At 71.3% G+C, this 16227-nt stretch carries 12 protein-coding genes; 7 read left to right on the top strand and 5 right to left on the bottom strand.

Annotated elements, in window-relative coordinates; translation table 11 throughout:
* Positions 1–69 precede the first annotated feature (69 nt).
* The 5 genes from hrpA to ACIPY5_RS17050 all read left to right on the top strand — a co-directional run bounded on the left by hrpA (position 70) and on the right by ACIPY5_RS17050 (position 9459).
* Complete coding sequence (gene hrpA / locus ACIPY5_RS17070; protein WP_400972773.1) at positions 70–4110, top strand: ATP-dependent RNA helicase HrpA; 4041 nt, start codon at positions 70–72, stop codon at positions 4108–4110.
* Between the two features lie 530 nt (positions 4111–4640).
* The gene (locus ACIPY5_RS17065; protein ID WP_400972770.1) at positions 4641–5588 is read left to right on the top strand and encodes a zinc-binding alcohol dehydrogenase family protein; all 948 of its coding nucleotides are present in this window, start codon (positions 4641–4643) and stop codon (positions 5586–5588) included.
* A 67-nt stretch (positions 5589–5655) separates the two neighbouring features.
* Positions 5656–7023 (top strand): O-acetylhomoserine aminocarboxypropyltransferase/cysteine synthase family protein, encoded by a 1368-nt coding sequence (locus ACIPY5_RS17060; protein ID WP_400972767.1) that lies wholly within the window; start codon positions 5656–5658, stop codon positions 7021–7023.
* A 33-nt stretch (positions 7024–7056) separates the two neighbouring features.
* Positions 7057–7875, top strand: a complete 819-nt coding sequence (locus ACIPY5_RS17055; RefSeq protein ID WP_400972764.1) for a shikimate 5-dehydrogenase — start codon at positions 7057–7059, stop codon at positions 7873–7875.
* Between the two features lie 60 nt (positions 7876–7935).
* Positions 7936–9459: a UDP-N-acetylmuramoyl-L-alanyl-D-glutamate--2,6-diaminopimelate ligase gene (locus tag ACIPY5_RS17050; protein WP_400972761.1), complete on the top strand. Its 1524-nt coding sequence runs from the start codon at positions 7936–7938 to the stop codon at positions 9457–9459.
* A 29-nt stretch (positions 9460–9488) separates the two neighbouring features.
* Here the strand turns inward: ACIPY5_RS17050 and ACIPY5_RS17045 are convergent, their stop codons facing one another.
* Positions 9489–10346 carry a sulfurtransferase gene (locus tag ACIPY5_RS17045; RefSeq protein WP_400972758.1) on the bottom strand — a complete coding sequence of 286 codons (858 nt, stop codon included), beginning with the start codon at positions 10344–10346 and terminating at the stop codon, positions 9489–9491.
* Between the two features lie 125 nt (positions 10347–10471).
* Here ACIPY5_RS17045 and ACIPY5_RS17040 point away from each other — a divergent pair, with 125 nt between their 5' ends.
* Positions 10472–11467, top strand: coding sequence for a Gfo/Idh/MocA family protein (locus ACIPY5_RS17040; protein WP_400972755.1), 996 nt, complete (start codon positions 10472–10474; stop codon positions 11465–11467).
* A 28-nt stretch (positions 11468–11495) separates the two neighbouring features.
* Positions 11496–12419: an NYN domain-containing protein gene (locus tag ACIPY5_RS17035; protein WP_309338537.1), complete on the top strand. Its 924-nt coding sequence runs from the start codon at positions 11496–11498 to the stop codon at positions 12417–12419.
* Between the two features lie 28 nt (positions 12420–12447).
* On the opposite strand, the gene ACIPY5_RS17030 is transcribed toward ACIPY5_RS17035, so the two are convergent.
* Genes ACIPY5_RS17030 through ACIPY5_RS17015 form a run of 4 tightly spaced genes read right to left on the bottom strand, consistent with a single transcriptional unit; the run spans position 12448 to position 16224 of the window.
* Positions 12448–13455, bottom strand: a complete 1008-nt coding sequence (locus tag ACIPY5_RS17030; RefSeq protein WP_400972751.1) for a sugar phosphate isomerase/epimerase family protein — start codon at positions 13453–13455, stop codon at positions 12448–12450.
* A gap of 10 nt (positions 13456–13465) precedes the next feature.
* On the bottom strand, positions 13466–14416 hold the full coding sequence (locus ACIPY5_RS17025) for a sugar phosphate isomerase/epimerase family protein (protein WP_400972748.1): 951 nt from the start codon (positions 14414–14416) through the stop codon (positions 13466–13468).
* A gap of 24 nt (positions 14417–14440) precedes the next feature.
* Positions 14441–15268, bottom strand: a complete 828-nt coding sequence (locus ACIPY5_RS17020; protein WP_309338546.1) for a carbohydrate ABC transporter permease — start codon at positions 15266–15268, stop codon at positions 14441–14443.
* On the bottom strand, positions 15265–16224 hold the full coding sequence (locus ACIPY5_RS17015) for a sugar ABC transporter permease (RefSeq protein ID WP_309338548.1): 960 nt from the start codon (positions 16222–16224) through the stop codon (positions 15265–15267). Before ACIPY5_RS17015 ends, ACIPY5_RS17020 begins: the two co-directional genes overlap by 4 nt.
* Positions 16225–16227 lie beyond the last annotated feature (3 nt).

Raw genomic sequence — 16227 nt, 5'->3', positions numbered from 1 at the left:
GTATCGCGGCTCATCGAGACGAGACGAAGACCCGATACGGGCGCCGCTCCCGCGATAGGCTGGAGGGCTATGTCTGCGCCCGTGATCTCCTATCCGCCGGAACTCCCGGTCAGTGCCGCGCGCGACGAGATCGCCGCGGCGATCCGCGACCATCAGGTCGTCGTCGTCGCGGGCGCGACCGGATCCGGGAAGACCACCCAGCTTCCGAAGATCCTGCTCGAGCTCGGCCGGGAGCGCATCGCGCACACCCAGCCGCGCCGGCTCGCGGCCCGCACGATCGCCGAGCGCGTGGCCGAGGAGCTGCGGGTGCCCCTCGGCGGACTCGTCGGCTACAAGGTGCGCTTCACGGATCAGGTCTCCGAGGAGACCAGGATCGCGCTCATGACCGATGGCATCCTGCTCAACGAGATCCACCGCGACCAGCTGCTGCGCCGCTACGACGCCATCATCATCGACGAGGCGCACGAGCGCTCCCTCAACGTCGACTTCCTCCTCGGCTACCTGCACCGGATCCTCCCCGAGCGCCCCGACCTCAAGGTCGTCATCACTTCGGCGACCATCGATCCGCACAGCTTCGCGAAGCACTTCGCGGATGCCGATGGCGAGCCCGCGCCCGTGATCGAGGTCTCGGGACGGACCTATCCGGTCGAGATCCGGTACCGGCCCCTCGTCGAGGAGGAGGCAGAGGCCACGGCGGCGAAGCCCGCCCGGGGTGCGAAGGCCGAGCCCGAGGACGAGGTCACGGCGATCGTGACCGCGCTGCGCGAGCTCGACCGCGAGGAGCGCGGCGACGTGCTGGTGTTCTTGCCGGGCGAGGCCGAGATCCGGGACGCCGCCGACGCGATCCGCGGCGCCTACCGCTCCCAGACGGCGCCGGTCGAGGTGCTGCCGCTGTACGGGCGCCTCTCCGCCGCCGAGCAGCACCGGGTGTTCGAGCCGTCGACCGTGGCGGGGCTGCGGCGTCGGGTGATCCTCGCGACGAACGTCGCCGAGACGAGCCTCACCGTCCCCGGCATCAAGTACGTGATCGACACGGGCACGGCCCGCATCTCGCGCTACAGCAACCGCTCCAAGGTGCAGCAGCTGCCGATCGAGGCGGTGTCGCAGGCGTCCGCGAACCAGCGCTCCGGCCGCGCCGGCCGCACGAGCGCCGGCATCGCGATCCGCCTCTACGGCGAGGACGACTTCGAGAAGCGGCCCGAGTTCACCGAACCCGAGATCCTGCGCACCTCGCTCGCGTCGGTCGTGCTGCAGATGCTGAGCCTGGGCTTCGGCGACATCGCCGAGTTCCCGTTCCTCACTCCCCCGGAGTCCCGCGACGTGAAGTCGGCGATCGACTTGCTGGTCGAGCTCGGCGCCGTGCAGCCGGGCCGCCCTTCCGCGGGGACCGGCTCAGAGGCCCCGCGCCTCACCCGGATCGGGCGCGACATCGCGCGGATGCCGATCGACCCGCGCTTCGCCCGCATGCTCGTCGAGGCGAGCCGCCCTTCGACGGGCTCGGGGACCGCGGCGGGCTCTGCCGCCGGCGTCATCGGACCGGTTCTCGCGATCGTGGCGGGGCTGTCGATCCAGGATGTGCGCGAGCGCCCGTCGGCCGATGCGCCGCAGGGCGTACGCGACGAGGCGGAGCGGATGCACGCGCGGTTCGCGGATCCGACGAGCGACTTCCTGTCGATCCTGAACCTGTGGAACCACCTCCGCGAGCAGCAGAAGGAGCTCGGGTCCAGCGCGTTCCGCCGGCTCTGCCGCTCGGAGCACCTGAACTACGTGCGGGTGCGCGAGTGGTTCGACGTGCACCGGCAGCTGCGCACGCTCGTGAAGACGGGTCGCGACGCTTCGACGGAGGCCGCGGATCCGGATGCGGTGCACCGGGCTCTCCTCGCGGGGCTGCTCAGCCAGATCGGGATCCTCGACGAGCGCAACCTCACGAAGGGCCCACCGACGAAGGGCGGACAGAAGGACCAGAAGCGCCGCATCGCGGAGTACCGCGGGGCCCGCGGGATCCGGTTCTCGCTCTTCCCCGGCTCCGCGCTGCGCCCTTCGAGGGGCTCAGGGACCGGGGCGCCGCGCGCCGTCATGGCGGCGGAGATCGTGGAGACCTCGCGCACGTTCGCACGCACGGCCGCGGCGATCGACCCGGCCTGGGCGGAGGCGCTCGCGGGAGACCTCGCCAAGCGTCAGATCTCCGAACCGCACTGGTCCAAGGAGTCCGGGGCAGCCGTCGCCTTCGAGAAGGTCACGCTGTTCGGCGTCGAGATCGTGACGCGCCGACGCGTGCAGTTCGCCCGCATCGACCGCCCCGCCGCGCGCGAGCTCTTCCTGCGGCATGCGCTCGTCGAGGGTGAGTGGGATCCGGGCCGGATCGACAAGCGCGTCTCCGCGTTCTGGCGCAGCAACGCCGAGCTGCGCCGCCGTCTGGAGAAGCTCGAGGAGCGCGAGCGCCGCCGGGACATCCTCGTCGGCGACGAGGCCGTGTTCCGGTTCTACGATCAGCGCATCCCGAAAGACGTGTTCGACGTGCGCTCCTTCGAGGCGTGGTGGCGCGACGCTCTCGCGACGACGCCGAAGCTGCTGGTGATGCGCGAAGCGGATCTGATCGACGATGACGAGCGCGCGGATCAGCAGGACTTCCCCACGCGCTGGACGCAGGCGGATCAGGTGCTCGGCCTCGCGTACCGCTTCGAGCCGGGCGCCTCGGACGACGGCGTGAGCGTCGTGATCCCGCTCGCCCTGCTGCAGCAGGTGCAGGACGCCGGGTTCGACTGGCAGGTGCCGGGTCTTCGCGCCGAACTGGTGACCGCGCTGCTGCGCGCGCTGCCGAAGGCGATCCGCCGGCATGTGGTGCCCGCCGCGGACTGGGCCGAGAAGTTCGGCGCGGAGCTCTCCGCCGAGGGGCCGGAGGCGCATCAGGGCCTGCCCGGACGGAGCCTGCGCGAGGCGCTCGCCCGCCTCATCCAGCCCCTCGCGAACCAGCCCATGTCCGCCGCCGACTTCGACCTGGAGCGCGTGTCCCCCCATCTGCGGATGAACTTCCGCGCGGTCGACGAGCGCGGGCGCGTGGTCGGATCCGGCCGGGATCTCGTGCTGTTGCAGCGCGAGCTCGCGGATCGCTCGCGCGCGAGCGTCGCCCGCTCGATCGAGCGCGGCCCGGAACCCGCCCGTCCCGCGCGAGGGCGCGGCGCCGCGGCGGTGGCGGCGGCCTCCCCTGCCCCTGCCCTCGCTCAGCGCGACGGCATCACGACCTGGGACCTCGGCGAGCTGCCGGAGGTGCTGGACACCCGGGTGGCCGGCGGCGTGGTGCGCGGCTATCCCGCGCTCGTGGACCAGGGCAAGTCCGTCGCACTCCGGGTCGAGGCGACGGCCGAGGCGGCCCTCGCGGCGACCCGCGACGGCGTGCTGCGGCTGGTGCTGCTCGGGATCCCCTCCCCCGCGTCGTACGTGCAGCAGCATCTGACGAGCCCGGAGAAGCTGGCGCTCGCCGCCTCGCCCTATCCGAACGTCGCCGCCCTCATCGAGGATGCGCGCAGGGCCGTGGCGCGGGCGGCGATCGACCGTCTGACCGGCCCTTCGACGAGTTCGACGGCCCTGGGGATCGTGCGCACCGAGGCCGAGTTCGCCCGCGTGCGCGACGGCGTCTCCGCGATCGTCGTGGACGAGCTGTTCGCGCTCGTTTCGCTCGTCGCGAAGATCCTCACGAAGGCGCGCGAGGTCGAGCGCGGGATGAAGGGCCAGAACTCGCTCGCGCTGCTCGCACCCCTGGGCGACATCCGCGGCCAGCTCGCCGGCCTGCTGCCGAACGGCTTCATCTCGGGCGCGGGCGCCGAGCGCCTGGCCCAGTTCCCGCGCTACCTCGACGGCATCCTGGATCGTCTGCGCACCCTCACCGACGCCCCGGGCAAGGACCGCACCCGGCAGAGCGAGTACGAGCGCATGGCCCAGGCCTACGCCGATGCCGGGGGCACGATCCCGCTGCCCGCCGGATCCGACGCCCGGCTCGTCGAGGTGCGCTGGCTGCTCGAGGAGTACCGCGTGAGCCTGTTCGCCCAGCGCCTCGGCACCGCACAGCCCGTCTCCCCCCAGCGCATCCTGAAGGCCCTCGCCGAGAAGTAGTCCCACGCGAGTCTCCGTCGCTGCCCTGGCGGGGCGGCCCGCCCACGCCGTGTCCCGGTCCGGCCGTGCCCTGTCCCGGTTCCGGCAGTACCCTGTCCCGGTTCCGGCAGTACCGTGTCCCACTTTCGGCCCCGAAATCCCCGGATCCAGGGCCAGAAGTGGGACACGGCGTCGGCACATGCCAGAGCGCCGAGCCAGAAACGGGACACGGCCCTCCAGCCTTGCCGTGTCCCACTTCGGGCCGTGCCGTGTCCCACACCGGGCGGCCCAGAACGGGGACACGCCCCTCCAACCAGCGCCGTGTACCGCGTTGGGCCATGCCATGTCCCACATCGGGCTGTCTCATGTCCCATTTCTGGCCCCGAATCCCCCGATCCAGAGCCAGATGTGGGACACGGTCCTCCAGGCAGAGCCAGAACTGGGACACGGCCACGGCCCCACCCCGCAAGCCCCGCCCCACACGCCCCACCCCACCCCGTGCCGAGCCGCACACAGGCCTCACCCCCTCCGACCCGACGTAGCCTGGTGCCATGGCTCAGGCGATCGTGCAGACCGAGACCGGCGGACCCGAGGTCCTCACCCTCGTGGAGGTGCCGGATCCGGTCCCCGCGGCCGGCGAGGTCGTCGTGCGCATCGAGGCGGCCGGCGTGAACCCGATCGACGTCAAGCAGCGCAGCGGCTTCCGCCCGCTCCCTCCGATCACGGAGCCGCGGCACCAGGGCTTCGACGGAGCGGGCGTCGTGACCGCGATCGGATCCGGCGTCACCGACCTGCGGGTCGGCGATCGCGTCGCCATCCGGGACACCCGCGGCACGTATGCGACCGCGCTCGCGGTGCCGGCCGCGCACGCCTCCGTCATGCCGGAAGAGGTCGACGCCGCCCAGGGCGCCGCGCTCGGGATCCCCGCCGGCACCGCCTACCAGTCACTGCGCTCGCTCGGCGTCGGCGAGGGCGACCTGCTGCTCCTGCACGCCGGATCCGGGGCCGTCGGACAGGCGGCGATCCAGTTCGCCGTCGCGTGGGGCGCCGAGGTCATCGCCACCGGCGGGGCGTCGTCGCAGGAGCGCCTGCGCGCGCTGGGCGCGAACCCCGTCGTCTACGGCGAGGGCCTCGAGCAGCGGATCCGTGACGCCGCCGGCGATCGCGAGATCACTGCGGCGCTCGACGGCGCCGGCACCGACGAGGCCATCGCGGCCTCCCTCGCGCTCGTCGCCGACCGCGACCGGATCGCCACGATCGTGCGCGGCCCCGATGCGGCGTCGTTCGGCATCCGCGCCTTCAGCGGCGGAAGCCCCGTGCCTCTGACGGTACAGGAGCTCGCCTGGCGCGCCGAGGCCGTGCCCGTGGCGCTCGGGCTCATCGCCGGGGGCCGCTTCTCGATCGAGTTCGGTCCCGAGCTGCCCCTCGCCGAGGCCGCCGAGGCGCACCGCCTCATCGAGACGCACGCCGCGCGCGGCAAGATCGTCCTGCGCCCCTGACCCGGCCGGATCCGCAACAGACGGAAACATCCCGGCGGATCGGGCCCGCGCGCCCGAGGATGGGTGCGTGACCGTTCCCGCCGCCTCCGCCCCCGACACCCGTTTCGCGACGAAGCAGGTGCAGGCGGCGTATGTCGCGGGAACGCCGCAGAACACGGCGGTGCCCCCGCTGTACCAGTCCGCCGCCTACGAGTTCGGCTCGCTGGCCGAGGCGCGCGACCTGTTCGCACTGCGCCGCGCGGGCAACATCTACAGCCGCAACGCCAGCCCCACGCAGCAGCTTCTCGAGGAGCGCGTCACCGCGCTCGAGGGCGGTGTCTCCGCGGTCGCCGTCGCCAGCGGTCAGGCCGCGGTCGCCGTCACGATCCTCGCGCTCGCAGGCCGTGGCGGTCATGTCGTCGCCGCCGACCGGCTCTACGGCGGCACGGTCGACCTGCTGCAGGACACCCTCGACGACTTCGGCATCACAGTGACCTTCGTCGACCAGGACGACCCAAAGGCCTGGCGCGCGGCGGCGAACGAGCGCACCCGGCTGTTCTTCGCGGAGTCCGTCGCGAACCCGCTCGCCCAGGTTCTCGACATCCGCACGGTCGCCGACATCGCGCACGCCGCGGGCGTCCCCCTCGTGATCGACAGCACGGTCGGCACCCCGTACCTGATCCGCCCCGGCGAGCACGGCGCCGACTTCGTCGTGCACTCCGCCACGAAGTTCCTGAGCGGCCATGGCACCTCTCTCGGCGGCGTCGCGGTCGACCTCGGATCCTTCGATTTCGGCGCCGACCCCGCGCGCTGGCCGCAGTTCACCGCCGTGCACGACCGGTTCGGCCCGCAGTCGCTCTGGGAGCGGTTCGGGCAGGGCTTCGCATTCGGGGCACTCGTGAAGGCCAAGTACGTGCACGACCTCGGCCCCTCCCTCTCGCCGTTCAACGCGCACCAGATCCTGCAGGGCATCGAGACGCTCGATCTGCGCGTCTCCCGGCAGAGCGCGTCGGCCCAGGCGATCGCCGAGGCCCTCGCCGCGCACCCCGCGGTCTCCGCCGTGCACCACCCCGGCCTCGCCGGCAACCCGTGGCACGACCTCGCCGCGCGCTATCTCCCCCGCGGGATCCCCTCGGTCTTCTCGATCGACCTGGTCTCCACCGGCGACGAAACCCGGGATCAGGAGCGCGTGGAGCGGTTCGTGGACGGCTTGAGGGTCGTGCGCCTCGTCGCGAACATCGGCGACGCCCGGTCGCTCGTCTCGCACCCCGCATCGATGACGCACTCGCACCTGAACTCCGCGCAGCGTGCCGCCGCCGGCATCGGCGCGACGACGGTCCGCCTGTCGATCGGCATCGAGGACCCCGCCGACGTCCTCGCCGACCTCGAACAGGCCCTCGCCCTCGCGACCGCGGCCACGGAGACCGCCGCGGCGCCGGAGTTCGCCGCGGTCTGAGTTCGAGACAGGTGCGCTCGGTAATCTGATCCGGTGCCGATCCTGAACAAAGACATGACGCTGTGCATCTCGCTCTCCGCGCGACCGAGCAACAACGGCACCCGCTTCCACAACCACCTCTATGAGGCGCTCGGACTGAACTGGATCTACAAGGCCTTCGCCCCGACGGATCTCGCCCAAGCGATCGCCGGGGTGCGGGGTCTCGGGATCCGCGGCTGCGCGATCTCGATGCCCTACAAGGAGGACGTGATCGCGCTCGTCGACCGGATGGATCCGTCGGCCACCGCGATCGACTCGGTCAACACGATCGTGAACGACGACGGCGTGCTCACCGCCTACAACACCGACTACTCGGCGATCGCGCAGCTCATCGCGCGCCACGCGCTGGATCCGGCGTCGTCCGTGCTGCTGCGCGGATCCGGCGGGATGGCCAAGGCGACCGCGGCCGCGTTCCGGGATGCGGGCTTCGCAGACGTCACGATCGTGGCCCGCAATGAGGAGGTCGGCCGAGCGCTCGCCGGGCTCTACGGCTTCGCCTGGGCCGCGGACGTGGCGGAGCGCACCGCGGACGTGCTCGTGAACGTGACCCCGATCGGCATGGCCGGCGGCGCCGAGGCGGAGGCGCTGTCCTTCCCTCCCGCGGCGATCGACGACGCCGCCGTGGTCTTCGACGTCGTGGCCCTCCCCGCCGAGACGCCGCTCGTGCGTGCGGGTCGTGACGCGGGCAAGACCGTGATCACGGGCTCCGCCGTGGCGACCCTGCAGGCGCTCGAGCAGTTCGTGCTGTACACGGGGATCCGTCCGAGCGACGAGCAGGTGCGCGCGGCCGAGGAGTTCATGCGGGCGCCGTAGCGCATCGCGGTCCCGGCTCTCGAAGGGATCCGTCCCGCGCCCCGGTAGACTCGGACGGTCATGCCCTCCGTGTCGAACTACCCCGCCCCGCGCCTGGATTCCCGCCCTGTCGAGACCTTCCGCGCCACCCTCGGCGACCTCGCGGCACGCCTCGACGTCGCCGCTCCCGAGCGCGCCGACGTCGCGATCACCGGCGTCGCGCTGGGCACCGACCACGTCCGCGCCGGCGACCTGTTCCTCGGCGTCCGCGGGGCGAACTCGCACGGCGCCCGCTTCGCCGCGAAGGCCGTGGAGGCCGGCGCGACCGCCGTCCTCACCGATGCCGAGGGCGCCGCCCTCGTGCCCTCGGACGTGCCGACGGTCGTCGTCGAGGATCCGCGCCTCGCCGCAGGCCCCGCCTCCGCGTTCCTGTACCGCGACCCGGTGGCGTCGATGACCTCGATCGGCATCACCGGCACGCAGGGCAAGACCACGACCGCGTTCTACGTGGCGGCCGCCGCGGGCATGCAGCAGTCCGGCACGATCGGATCCATCGGCACCACCGTGGGCGACGACTTCTTCCCGCCCGTGCTGACGACGCCGGAGGCTCCCGAGCTGCAGGCGCTCTTCGCGGTCATGCGCGAGCAGAAGCTCGGCACGGTCGCCGTCGAGGCCTCCAGCCACGCCCTCACCCTGGGCCGCGTGGACGGCTTCGCCTTCGATGCGGGAATCTTCCTGAACCTCGGTCACGATCACCGCGACTACCACCCGACGCAGGCCGACTACTTCGCCGCCAAGGCGCTGCTGCTCACGCCGGAGCACGCGAAGATCGGCATCGTCGACATCGACTCGCACTGGGGCCGCGTCCTCGCCGCCCAGGCGACGGTGCCCGTGCGCACGACGTCGGCGAGCGGATCCGAGTCCGCCGACTGGCGCGCGGAGGACGTCGAGTTGCGGGCGCACGGATCCTCGTTCACGGTCCGCTCCCCCGACGGCGAGCGCGTGCGGTTCACGACCCAGCTGACCGGCGCGTTCAACGTGAACAACATCCTGGCCGCCGTCGCCGCGCTCACCGAGTCGGGCCGCGACCTCGCCGGCCTCGCCCCCGGCGTCGCCGCCCTGCCGAGCGTCGAGGGGCGCCTGCAGCGCTTCGACTTCGGGCAGCCCTTCACCGCGATCGTCGACTCCGCGCACAAGCCCGAGGCCATCAATGCCGCGCTCCGGGCCATCAGGACCACGACGCCCGAGGGCCGCCTGATCGCGGTTCTCGGCGCGAACGGCCACCGCGACACGGCCAAGCGCCGCATGATGGGGCGCTTCGCCGCGATGTTCGCCGACGTGCTGGTCATCACGGACGACAACCCCTACGACGACGACCCCGCCGAGATCCGCGCCTCGCTCATCGACGGCGCGCGCTCGAGCACGGTCGAGATCACGGAGATCGCCGACCGCCGCGAGGCGATGGCCGCGGCCGTGCGGATGGCGCGTCCGGAGGACACCGTGGTGATCCTCGGCAAGGGCCACGAGCGCTATCACGCCCTCGCCGGCGGCGAGATCGCCTGGTACGACCCCGACGTGCTCCGCGAGGTCATCGAGGCGCTCTGACCTCGGGCCTCGTGCCGCACGCCCCGGGATCAATCCTCCAGCGGATCCGCCTCCTCGGGCACCGGTCCGACCTCGATCGGGCGGCCCGGGGTGTTCGACCAGGCGCTCCAGGATCCGGGGTACACGGTCACCTCGCGGCCGATGAGCGAGCCGGCCAGCGCGAGCTGCGCGGCGGTCACCCCCGATCCGCAGTACGCCGCGATCGGCACCTCCTCGCCGGCGCCGACGGCCTCGAAGGCGGCCACGATCTCGGAGGGGCTGCGGAAGCGCCCGTCCGCCGTGAGCAGATCCACGATCGGCAGGTTGCGTGCGCCGGGGATGTGCCCGGCGACCGGGTCGATGGGCTCCGTCTCGCCGCGGAACCGCTCCGGCGCCCGCGCGTCCAGCAGGACCCCGGTCCAGTCGGCCACCTCGTCGGTGCTGAGCACGTCGGCCGTCCCTGGGCGGCCGAGCACGACGTCGCCGAGAGGCGGCACGATCTCGCCCTGTTCGACGGCTCCCCCGGCCTCGCGCCAGGCGCCGAGCCCGCCGTCGAGGACCCGCACCTCTGCCACGCCGGCGCGGCGCAGCGCCCACCAGGCGCGCGAGGCCGGCAGTGAGCGCGAGTCGTCGTAGACCACGACGCCCTGCCCCTGGTGGATCCCCCATCGCCGGGCGGCCTGCTCGAGGTCCTCGTCGGAGGGAAGCGGGTGGCGCCCGGCCGAGGGCGCGCCGTGGCCGGCGAGCTCGGCCTCCAGGTCGGCGAAGACGGCGCCGGGGAGGTGACCGGCGAGGTAGTTCTCGTGCCCGTCGGTGAATCCGAGGCGATAGCGCACGTCGAGGATGCGCAGATCCGCCCCCGCATCGAGGAGGGCGCCGAGCTCGGCAGCGGTGATGAGGTCAGCCATGCCCCCATCCTCTCAACTCGCCCCACCCTGTGGTCACTCCACCTTCGCCTCGTCCCCGCCACCGCACCCCCTGGCGTCCGCTGGCGGGGACGACTCGAGGGGTGGAAGCCCGTACGCTGGATCCCATGACCGGACTTCGCTGGGGCATCCTCGCCACGGGCGGCATCGCCGCCGCCTTCGCCGCCGACCTGCGCACCGCGGGTCTCGACCTCGTCGCCGTCGGATCCCGGTCCCAGGACTCCGCCGACGCGTTCGCCGCGCGCTACGGCATCGCCCGGGCGCACGGCTCGTACGAGGCGCTCGTGGCGGATCCCGAGGTCGACATCGTGTACGTCGCCACCCCGCACCCGATGCATCACGCCGACGCGCGTCTCGCTCTCGAGCACGGCAAGCACGTGCTCGTGGAGAAGGCGTTCACGCTCAACCGCGCCGAGGCGCAAGACCTCGCCGAGCTCGGCCGCGAGAAGGGCCTGCTCGTCATGGAGGCGATGTGGACGCGCTACCTGCCGCACATGGCACGGCTGCGCGAGATCATCGCGGCCGGCACCCTGGGCGAGATCCGCACCGTCTCCGCGGATCACACGCAGACGCTGCCGACGGATCCCGCCCACCGTCTGAACGCGCTCGAACTGGGCGGCGGAGCGCTGCTGGATCTGGCCATCTACCCGATCTCCTTCGTCATCGGCGTGCTGGGCGTGCCGACCGAGGTCAAGGCGGTCGCCCGCCTCCTCGAGACCGGGGCCGACGCCGAGGTCGCGACCGTCATGACGCACGAGAGCGGGGCGATCTCGACCACGTTCTCCTCCTCCCGCACCGCCGGGCCGAACACCGCGGTGGTGCTCGGCACGAAGGCGCGCGTGGAGATCGAACGCTGGTGGTGGTCGCCCTCCGTGCTGCGGGTGATCGACCCCGAGGGCGTCGTCCTGGAGGAGTTCTCCGCGCGGCCCGCCGAGGGCGAGGGGCGAGGGATGCAGTACGAGGCGATCGCGGCCGAGCGCTACGTCGCCGACGGATCCCTGGACAGCGATCTGCTCCCGGTGGCGGAGTCGGTCGCGATCATGGGCGTGCTCGATGAGATCCGCGCGCAGATCGGGGTCCGCTACCCGAACGAGACCGTCTGACCGACTGACCGACTCCGGAGGAGAACCCATGGCCGAGCCGCAGGACACCCGCGTCGCCGTCTACCTGGACTTCGACAACATCGTCATCTCCTGGTACGACCGCGTGCACGGACGCAACGCGTACAGCAAGGACCGCCAGCGGATCCAGGACAACCCCGCCGACGCCGAGGTCGCGGAGCGGCTCAAGGGCGCGATGATCGACGTCGGCGCGATCATCGACTACGCCTCCTCGTTCGGCACGCTCGTGCTCACCCGGGCGTACGCGGACTGGTCCTCCCCGGTCAACGCCGAGTACCGCTCCCAGCTGGTGGCGCGGGCCGTCGATCTCGTGCAGCTCTTCCCGGCGGCGGCGTATGCGAAGAACGGCGCGGACATCCGCCTCGCCGTCGACACGGTCGAGGACATGTTCCGCCTGCCCGACCTCACCCACGTCGTCATCGTCGCGGGCGACAGCGATTACGTGCCGCTCGCCCAGCGCTGCAAGCGGCTCGGCCGGTACGTGATCGGCGTGGGCGTCGCGGGCTCCACCGCGAAGTCGCTCGCCGCCGCGTGCGACGAGTTCGAGGCGTACGACTCGCTGCCCGGCGTCGAGCGCGCGGCCGCACCGGCGCCCCAGGCCGAGGCGGCGCCGAAGAAGACGACCGCGAAGCAGCCCCAGGGAGCGCGCAAGCAGTCCCGCGCGACCGCGGAGAAGGACGAGCCCAGCACGTCCGATCAGGAGCAGGCGACCGCCACGCTCGTGCGCGCGCTGCGGCTCGGTCACGACAAGAGCGACGGCGACGAGTGGCTGCACAGCTCGGCGGTGAAGACGCAGATCCGACGGATGGATCCCTCGTTCAGCGAGAAGGCGCTCGGCTACCGCTCGTTCAACGCCTTCCTGAAGTCGCGGGCCGACATCGCCGAACTCGAGGAATCGGGCCACGAGCGGCTCGTGCGCCTGCGCGAGAGCTGAGCCGCACTCCGCACCGGAGGCGCCGTCCTCACTGGTTGCGGAAGGCGGCGTCGAAGGACGCCGTGGGCTTCGGCCAGAGCAGGGAGCGCACGTACTGCAGGGCCTGGGCCGCGCCGTGCAGACGGTCCATGCCCGCGTCCTCCCACTCGATCGAGATCGGCCCGGAGTAGCCGATCGCGTCCAGCGCGCGGAACGAGTCCTCCCACGGCACGTCGCCGTGCCCCGTCGAGACGAAGTCCCAGCCGCGGCGCGGGTCGCCCCAGGGCAGGTGCGAGCCGAGCACGCCCGCGCGACCGTTCTGCGGGCGCATCCGGGTGTCCTTGCAGTCGACGTGGTAGATCCGGTCCTGGAAGTCCCAGATGAAGCCCACCGGATCGATGTTCTGCCACATCATGTGCGAGGGATCCCAGTTGAACCCGAACGCCTCGCGATGCTCCACGGCCTCGAGAGCCCGGACCGAGCTCCAGTAGTCGTAGGCGATCTCCGAGGGATGCACCTCGTGCGCGAACCGCACCCCCTCCCCGTCGAACACGTCCAGGATCGGGTTCCAGCGATCGGCGAAGTCCTCGAAACCCGCCGCGATCACGTCCTCCCCGACCGGCGGGAACATCGCCACGTACGGCCAGATCGATGAGCCCGTGAACCCGACGACCGTGTCGACGCCGAGCCGGCGGGCCACGCGGGCCGCCCGCTTCATGTCTTCGGCCGCACGCCGGCGCACGCCCTCGGCGTCGCCGTCGCCCCACACGTAGTCGCGCAGGATCGCCTGGTGGCGGAAGTCGATCGGGGCGTCGCACACGGCCTGGCCCGCGAGATGGTTCGAGATCGCGAACGTCTTCAGGCCGTGACGGTCCAGGATCTCGAGCCGCGAGGCGACGTAGGCGTCGTCCTCATCGGCGCGCTTCAGATCGAGATGATCGCCGGACGCCGCGATCTCCAGCCCGTCATAGCCCCAGGAGGCGGCGAGGCGCGCCACCTCCTCGAACGGCAGATCCGCCCACTGGCCGGTGAACAGGGTGACGGGATGGGTGCTCATGAACCTCTCCTCAGGACTTCGTCGCCTCGGCCAGCCAGCCCGCCGTGTAGAGCGCGCTCTCCCCCGGATCCATGCTCGCACGGTCGACCTCGATGAGGACGGTGCCGTCGAAGCTGTCAGGGAGGGCCCCGAGGATTCCGACCAGATCGAGATCTCCCAGACCAGGCTCGCGGTACAGGCCGAGGTTGGTGGCCTTCTCGTAGCTCAGGCCCTCCTCGCGGGTGCGCCGGGCGACGCCGAGATCGATGTCCTTGATGTGCAGGTCCTGCACCCGGTCGCCCCACTTCTCCAGCACCGCCCTGGCGTCGATCCCGGCCCACTCCAGGTGACCGATGTCGAAGGCGGCGCCGAGGCGCGACGCGTCGATGTTCTCCAGGACGTACTCGTACTCCCGCTCGGTCTCGATCAGGGTGCCGACGTGGTTGTGCAGGCCGGGACGCACGCCCTCGGCGTTGAGCACGTCGACGGCCTCGTCGAGAAGTTCCAGCTGCTCGTCGAGGAGGTCCTGGTCGAAGCCGTGGCCGACCGCGGGGTGCACCCAGCGCGGAGCCGTGTAGTCGACCTCGGCGGCGAGGAAGATCCGGGAGAGTCCCATGTAGTTGGACTCCTCGGCCTTGCGGCGCACGCCGTCGAACCAGTGGGCGCGCTCGAAGGACCCCTTCTCCAGGTGCCCGCCGTGCGCGGAGCCCACGGGCACCTGCGCATAGCCCGGCGAGACCCGCAGCCCGGCGTCGGCGATCATGCGCGCGTAGCTCTGCAGCGTCTGGGTGTCGAGCACCTCCATCATGGTCGTGTCGAAACCCGCCTCGCGGATCTGCGCGAGCACATCCGGGTACTCGGCCACGAAGGTCGGGTCCGCGAAGCGCCAGAGCCCCGGGCTGTCCGGGTCGGAGGGGTCGGACAGCACGTTGATCCACTGGATCGCGTTGAGGGAGAACGTCAGCGAGGAGAGGGATGCCATGTCGATGCCTTTCGAGAGGTGCGGCTACTTCAGACCCGTGGCGGCGACGCCCTGGATGAAGTACTTCTGCAGGAAGAGGAACAGGATGAGGATCGGCAGCAGGACCACCATCGCGCCGGCGAGCAGCACGCCGAAGGCGATCGTGTTGGACGCCTGCGAGGCGACCGCGAGCCCGACCGGGGCGGTGTAGACGTCCTGGGACTGCGCGACGACGAGCGGCCAGAGGAAGTTGTTCCACGAGGAGAGGAACGACAGGATCGCGACGGTCGCGAGTCCGGGGCCGGTCAGCGGCAGGAAGATCCGGAAGAAGATCCGCGGCTCCCCCGCTCCGTCCAGGCGCGCCGCCTCGAGCAGCTCGAAGGGGACCCCGTGCGCGAACTGGCGCATGATGAACACGCTGAGCGGCATCACCAGCAGCGGCAGGGCGATCGCCATGAGCGTGTTCACCAGCCCCAGCTGGACGACGATCACGAACTGCGGCACGAACAGCGCGACGTAGGGCACGATCATCGACGCGATCACGAGCGGGAAGATCACGGCGCGACCGCGGAAGCGCAGCTTCGCCAGCGCATACCCGGCCATCGAGCTGAACAGCACGTTGCAGACCACGACGATCGCCGAGACGACGATGCTGTTCATCATGTAGCCGCCGAACCCGCCGTCCGTGAACAGGCCGACGTAGTTCTGCACCTGGAACGACTTCGGGAACCAGGCACCGGGATCGGAGAAGAACTCGGCCTGCGTCTTGAAGGATCCGAAGAACACCCAGACGAAGGGCAGCAGCATCAGGACCGTGATCACCGCGAGGGCGATGTAGGTCAGCGTGGAGCGGATCGGGGTTGTCTTGTTCAATGCTTCGGCCTCAGCATTCGGAACTGGATGAAGGCGACGATGCCGACGAGGATCAGCAGGATCACGGATCCCGCCATCGACGACGCGATGTTGCCGAATCCGAACTGCTCGTAGACCCAGAGCGCCATCGGCCGGGTGGATCCGAGCGGCCCGCCCTTGGTCAGCAGGAACGGCTCCTCGAAGATGTTCAGGAACGACACCGTCATCAGGACGGTGACGAGGAGGGTCGTGGGTCGCAGCAGGGGCAGCGTGATCGACCAGAGCCGGCGCATCGTCGACGCGCCGTCGGTCGCGGCGGCCTCGTAGATCTCCTCCGGAACGGCCTGGAGACCGGCGAGGAAGAGGATCATGCAGGTTCCGGCGTTGCGCCAGACACCCATCATGACCACGGTCGCGATCGCCCACTCCGGCTTGCCCAGCCAGTTCACGACCGGGACGCCCAGATTTGAGAAGGCGCTGTTGACCGGGCCGGAGATCGAGAAGGCGTACTGCCAGATCACGGCGGCGGCCACGATGTTCGTGATCACCGGCACGTACACGGCGGCGCGGAAGAACGTGCGCAACCGCCGGATGCCGTTGTTGAGCATGAGCGCCAGTGCGAACCCGAGCGCCATGCTGAGCGGCACGCAGAGCACCACGAACATCACGGTGTTCAGGAACGCGCCCTGGAAGGCCGGCGAGCCCAGGACCTTGGAGTAGGCCTCGAACCCGGTGAAGTTCACGTTGAACGGATCGCGGATGTCGCGCGCCGTCATGTCGGTGAGGCTCGCGCCGACCGCCAGCACGGTGGGCACGGCGGTGAAGACGACGAAGATGAGCAGGAACGGGATCAGGAAGATCCATCCGGTGGCCGCCTCCGCGCGGGATCCCTCATGCGCGGAGGCGGCCCGGGTGGTGCCCCGGGGGCGTCGAGCGGACGCCCCCGGGGTGACCAGTGCACGCGTGGCGGTGGACATGGG

This window comes from Microbacterium sp. NPDC089698, assembly GCF_044749045.1.
Taxonomy (GTDB): domain Bacteria; phylum Actinomycetota; class Actinomycetes; order Actinomycetales; family Microbacteriaceae; genus Microbacterium.
Note: the sequence above shows the minus strand (reverse complement) of the source record. Positions and strands in the feature narration are given on the sequence as shown.

Bases quoted from the DNA above. Each gene is read 5' to 3' on its own strand.
- ACIPY5_RS17045 (WP_400972758.1), bottom strand. From the start codon at position 10,346: ATGGCTGACCTCATCACCGCTGCCGAGCTCGGCGCCCTCCTCGATGCG.
- ACIPY5_RS17035 (WP_309338537.1), top strand. From the start codon at position 11,496: ATGGCCGAGCCGCAGGACACCCGCGTCGCCGTCTACCTGGACTTCGAC.
- ACIPY5_RS17025 (WP_400972748.1), bottom strand. From the start codon at position 14,416: ATGGCATCCCTCTCCTCGCTGACGTTCTCCCTCAACGCGATCCAGTGG.
- ACIPY5_RS17030 (WP_400972751.1), bottom strand. From the start codon at position 13,455: ATGAGCACCCATCCCGTCACCCTGTTCACCGGCCAGTGGGCGGATCTG.
- ACIPY5_RS17050 (WP_400972761.1), top strand. From the start codon at position 7,936: ATGCCCTCCGTGTCGAACTACCCCGCCCCGCGCCTGGATTCCCGCCCT.
- ACIPY5_RS17065 (WP_400972770.1), top strand. From the start codon at position 4,641: ATGGCTCAGGCGATCGTGCAGACCGAGACCGGCGGACCCGAGGTCCTC.
- ACIPY5_RS17040 (WP_400972755.1), top strand. From the start codon at position 10,472: ATGACCGGACTTCGCTGGGGCATCCTCGCCACGGGCGGCATCGCCGCC.
- hrpA (WP_400972773.1), top strand. From the start codon at position 70: ATGTCTGCGCCCGTGATCTCCTATCCGCCGGAACTCCCGGTCAGTGCC.
- ACIPY5_RS17015 (WP_309338548.1), bottom strand. From the start codon at position 16,224: ATGTCCACCGCCACGCGTGCACTGGTCACCCCGGGGGCGTCCGCTCGA.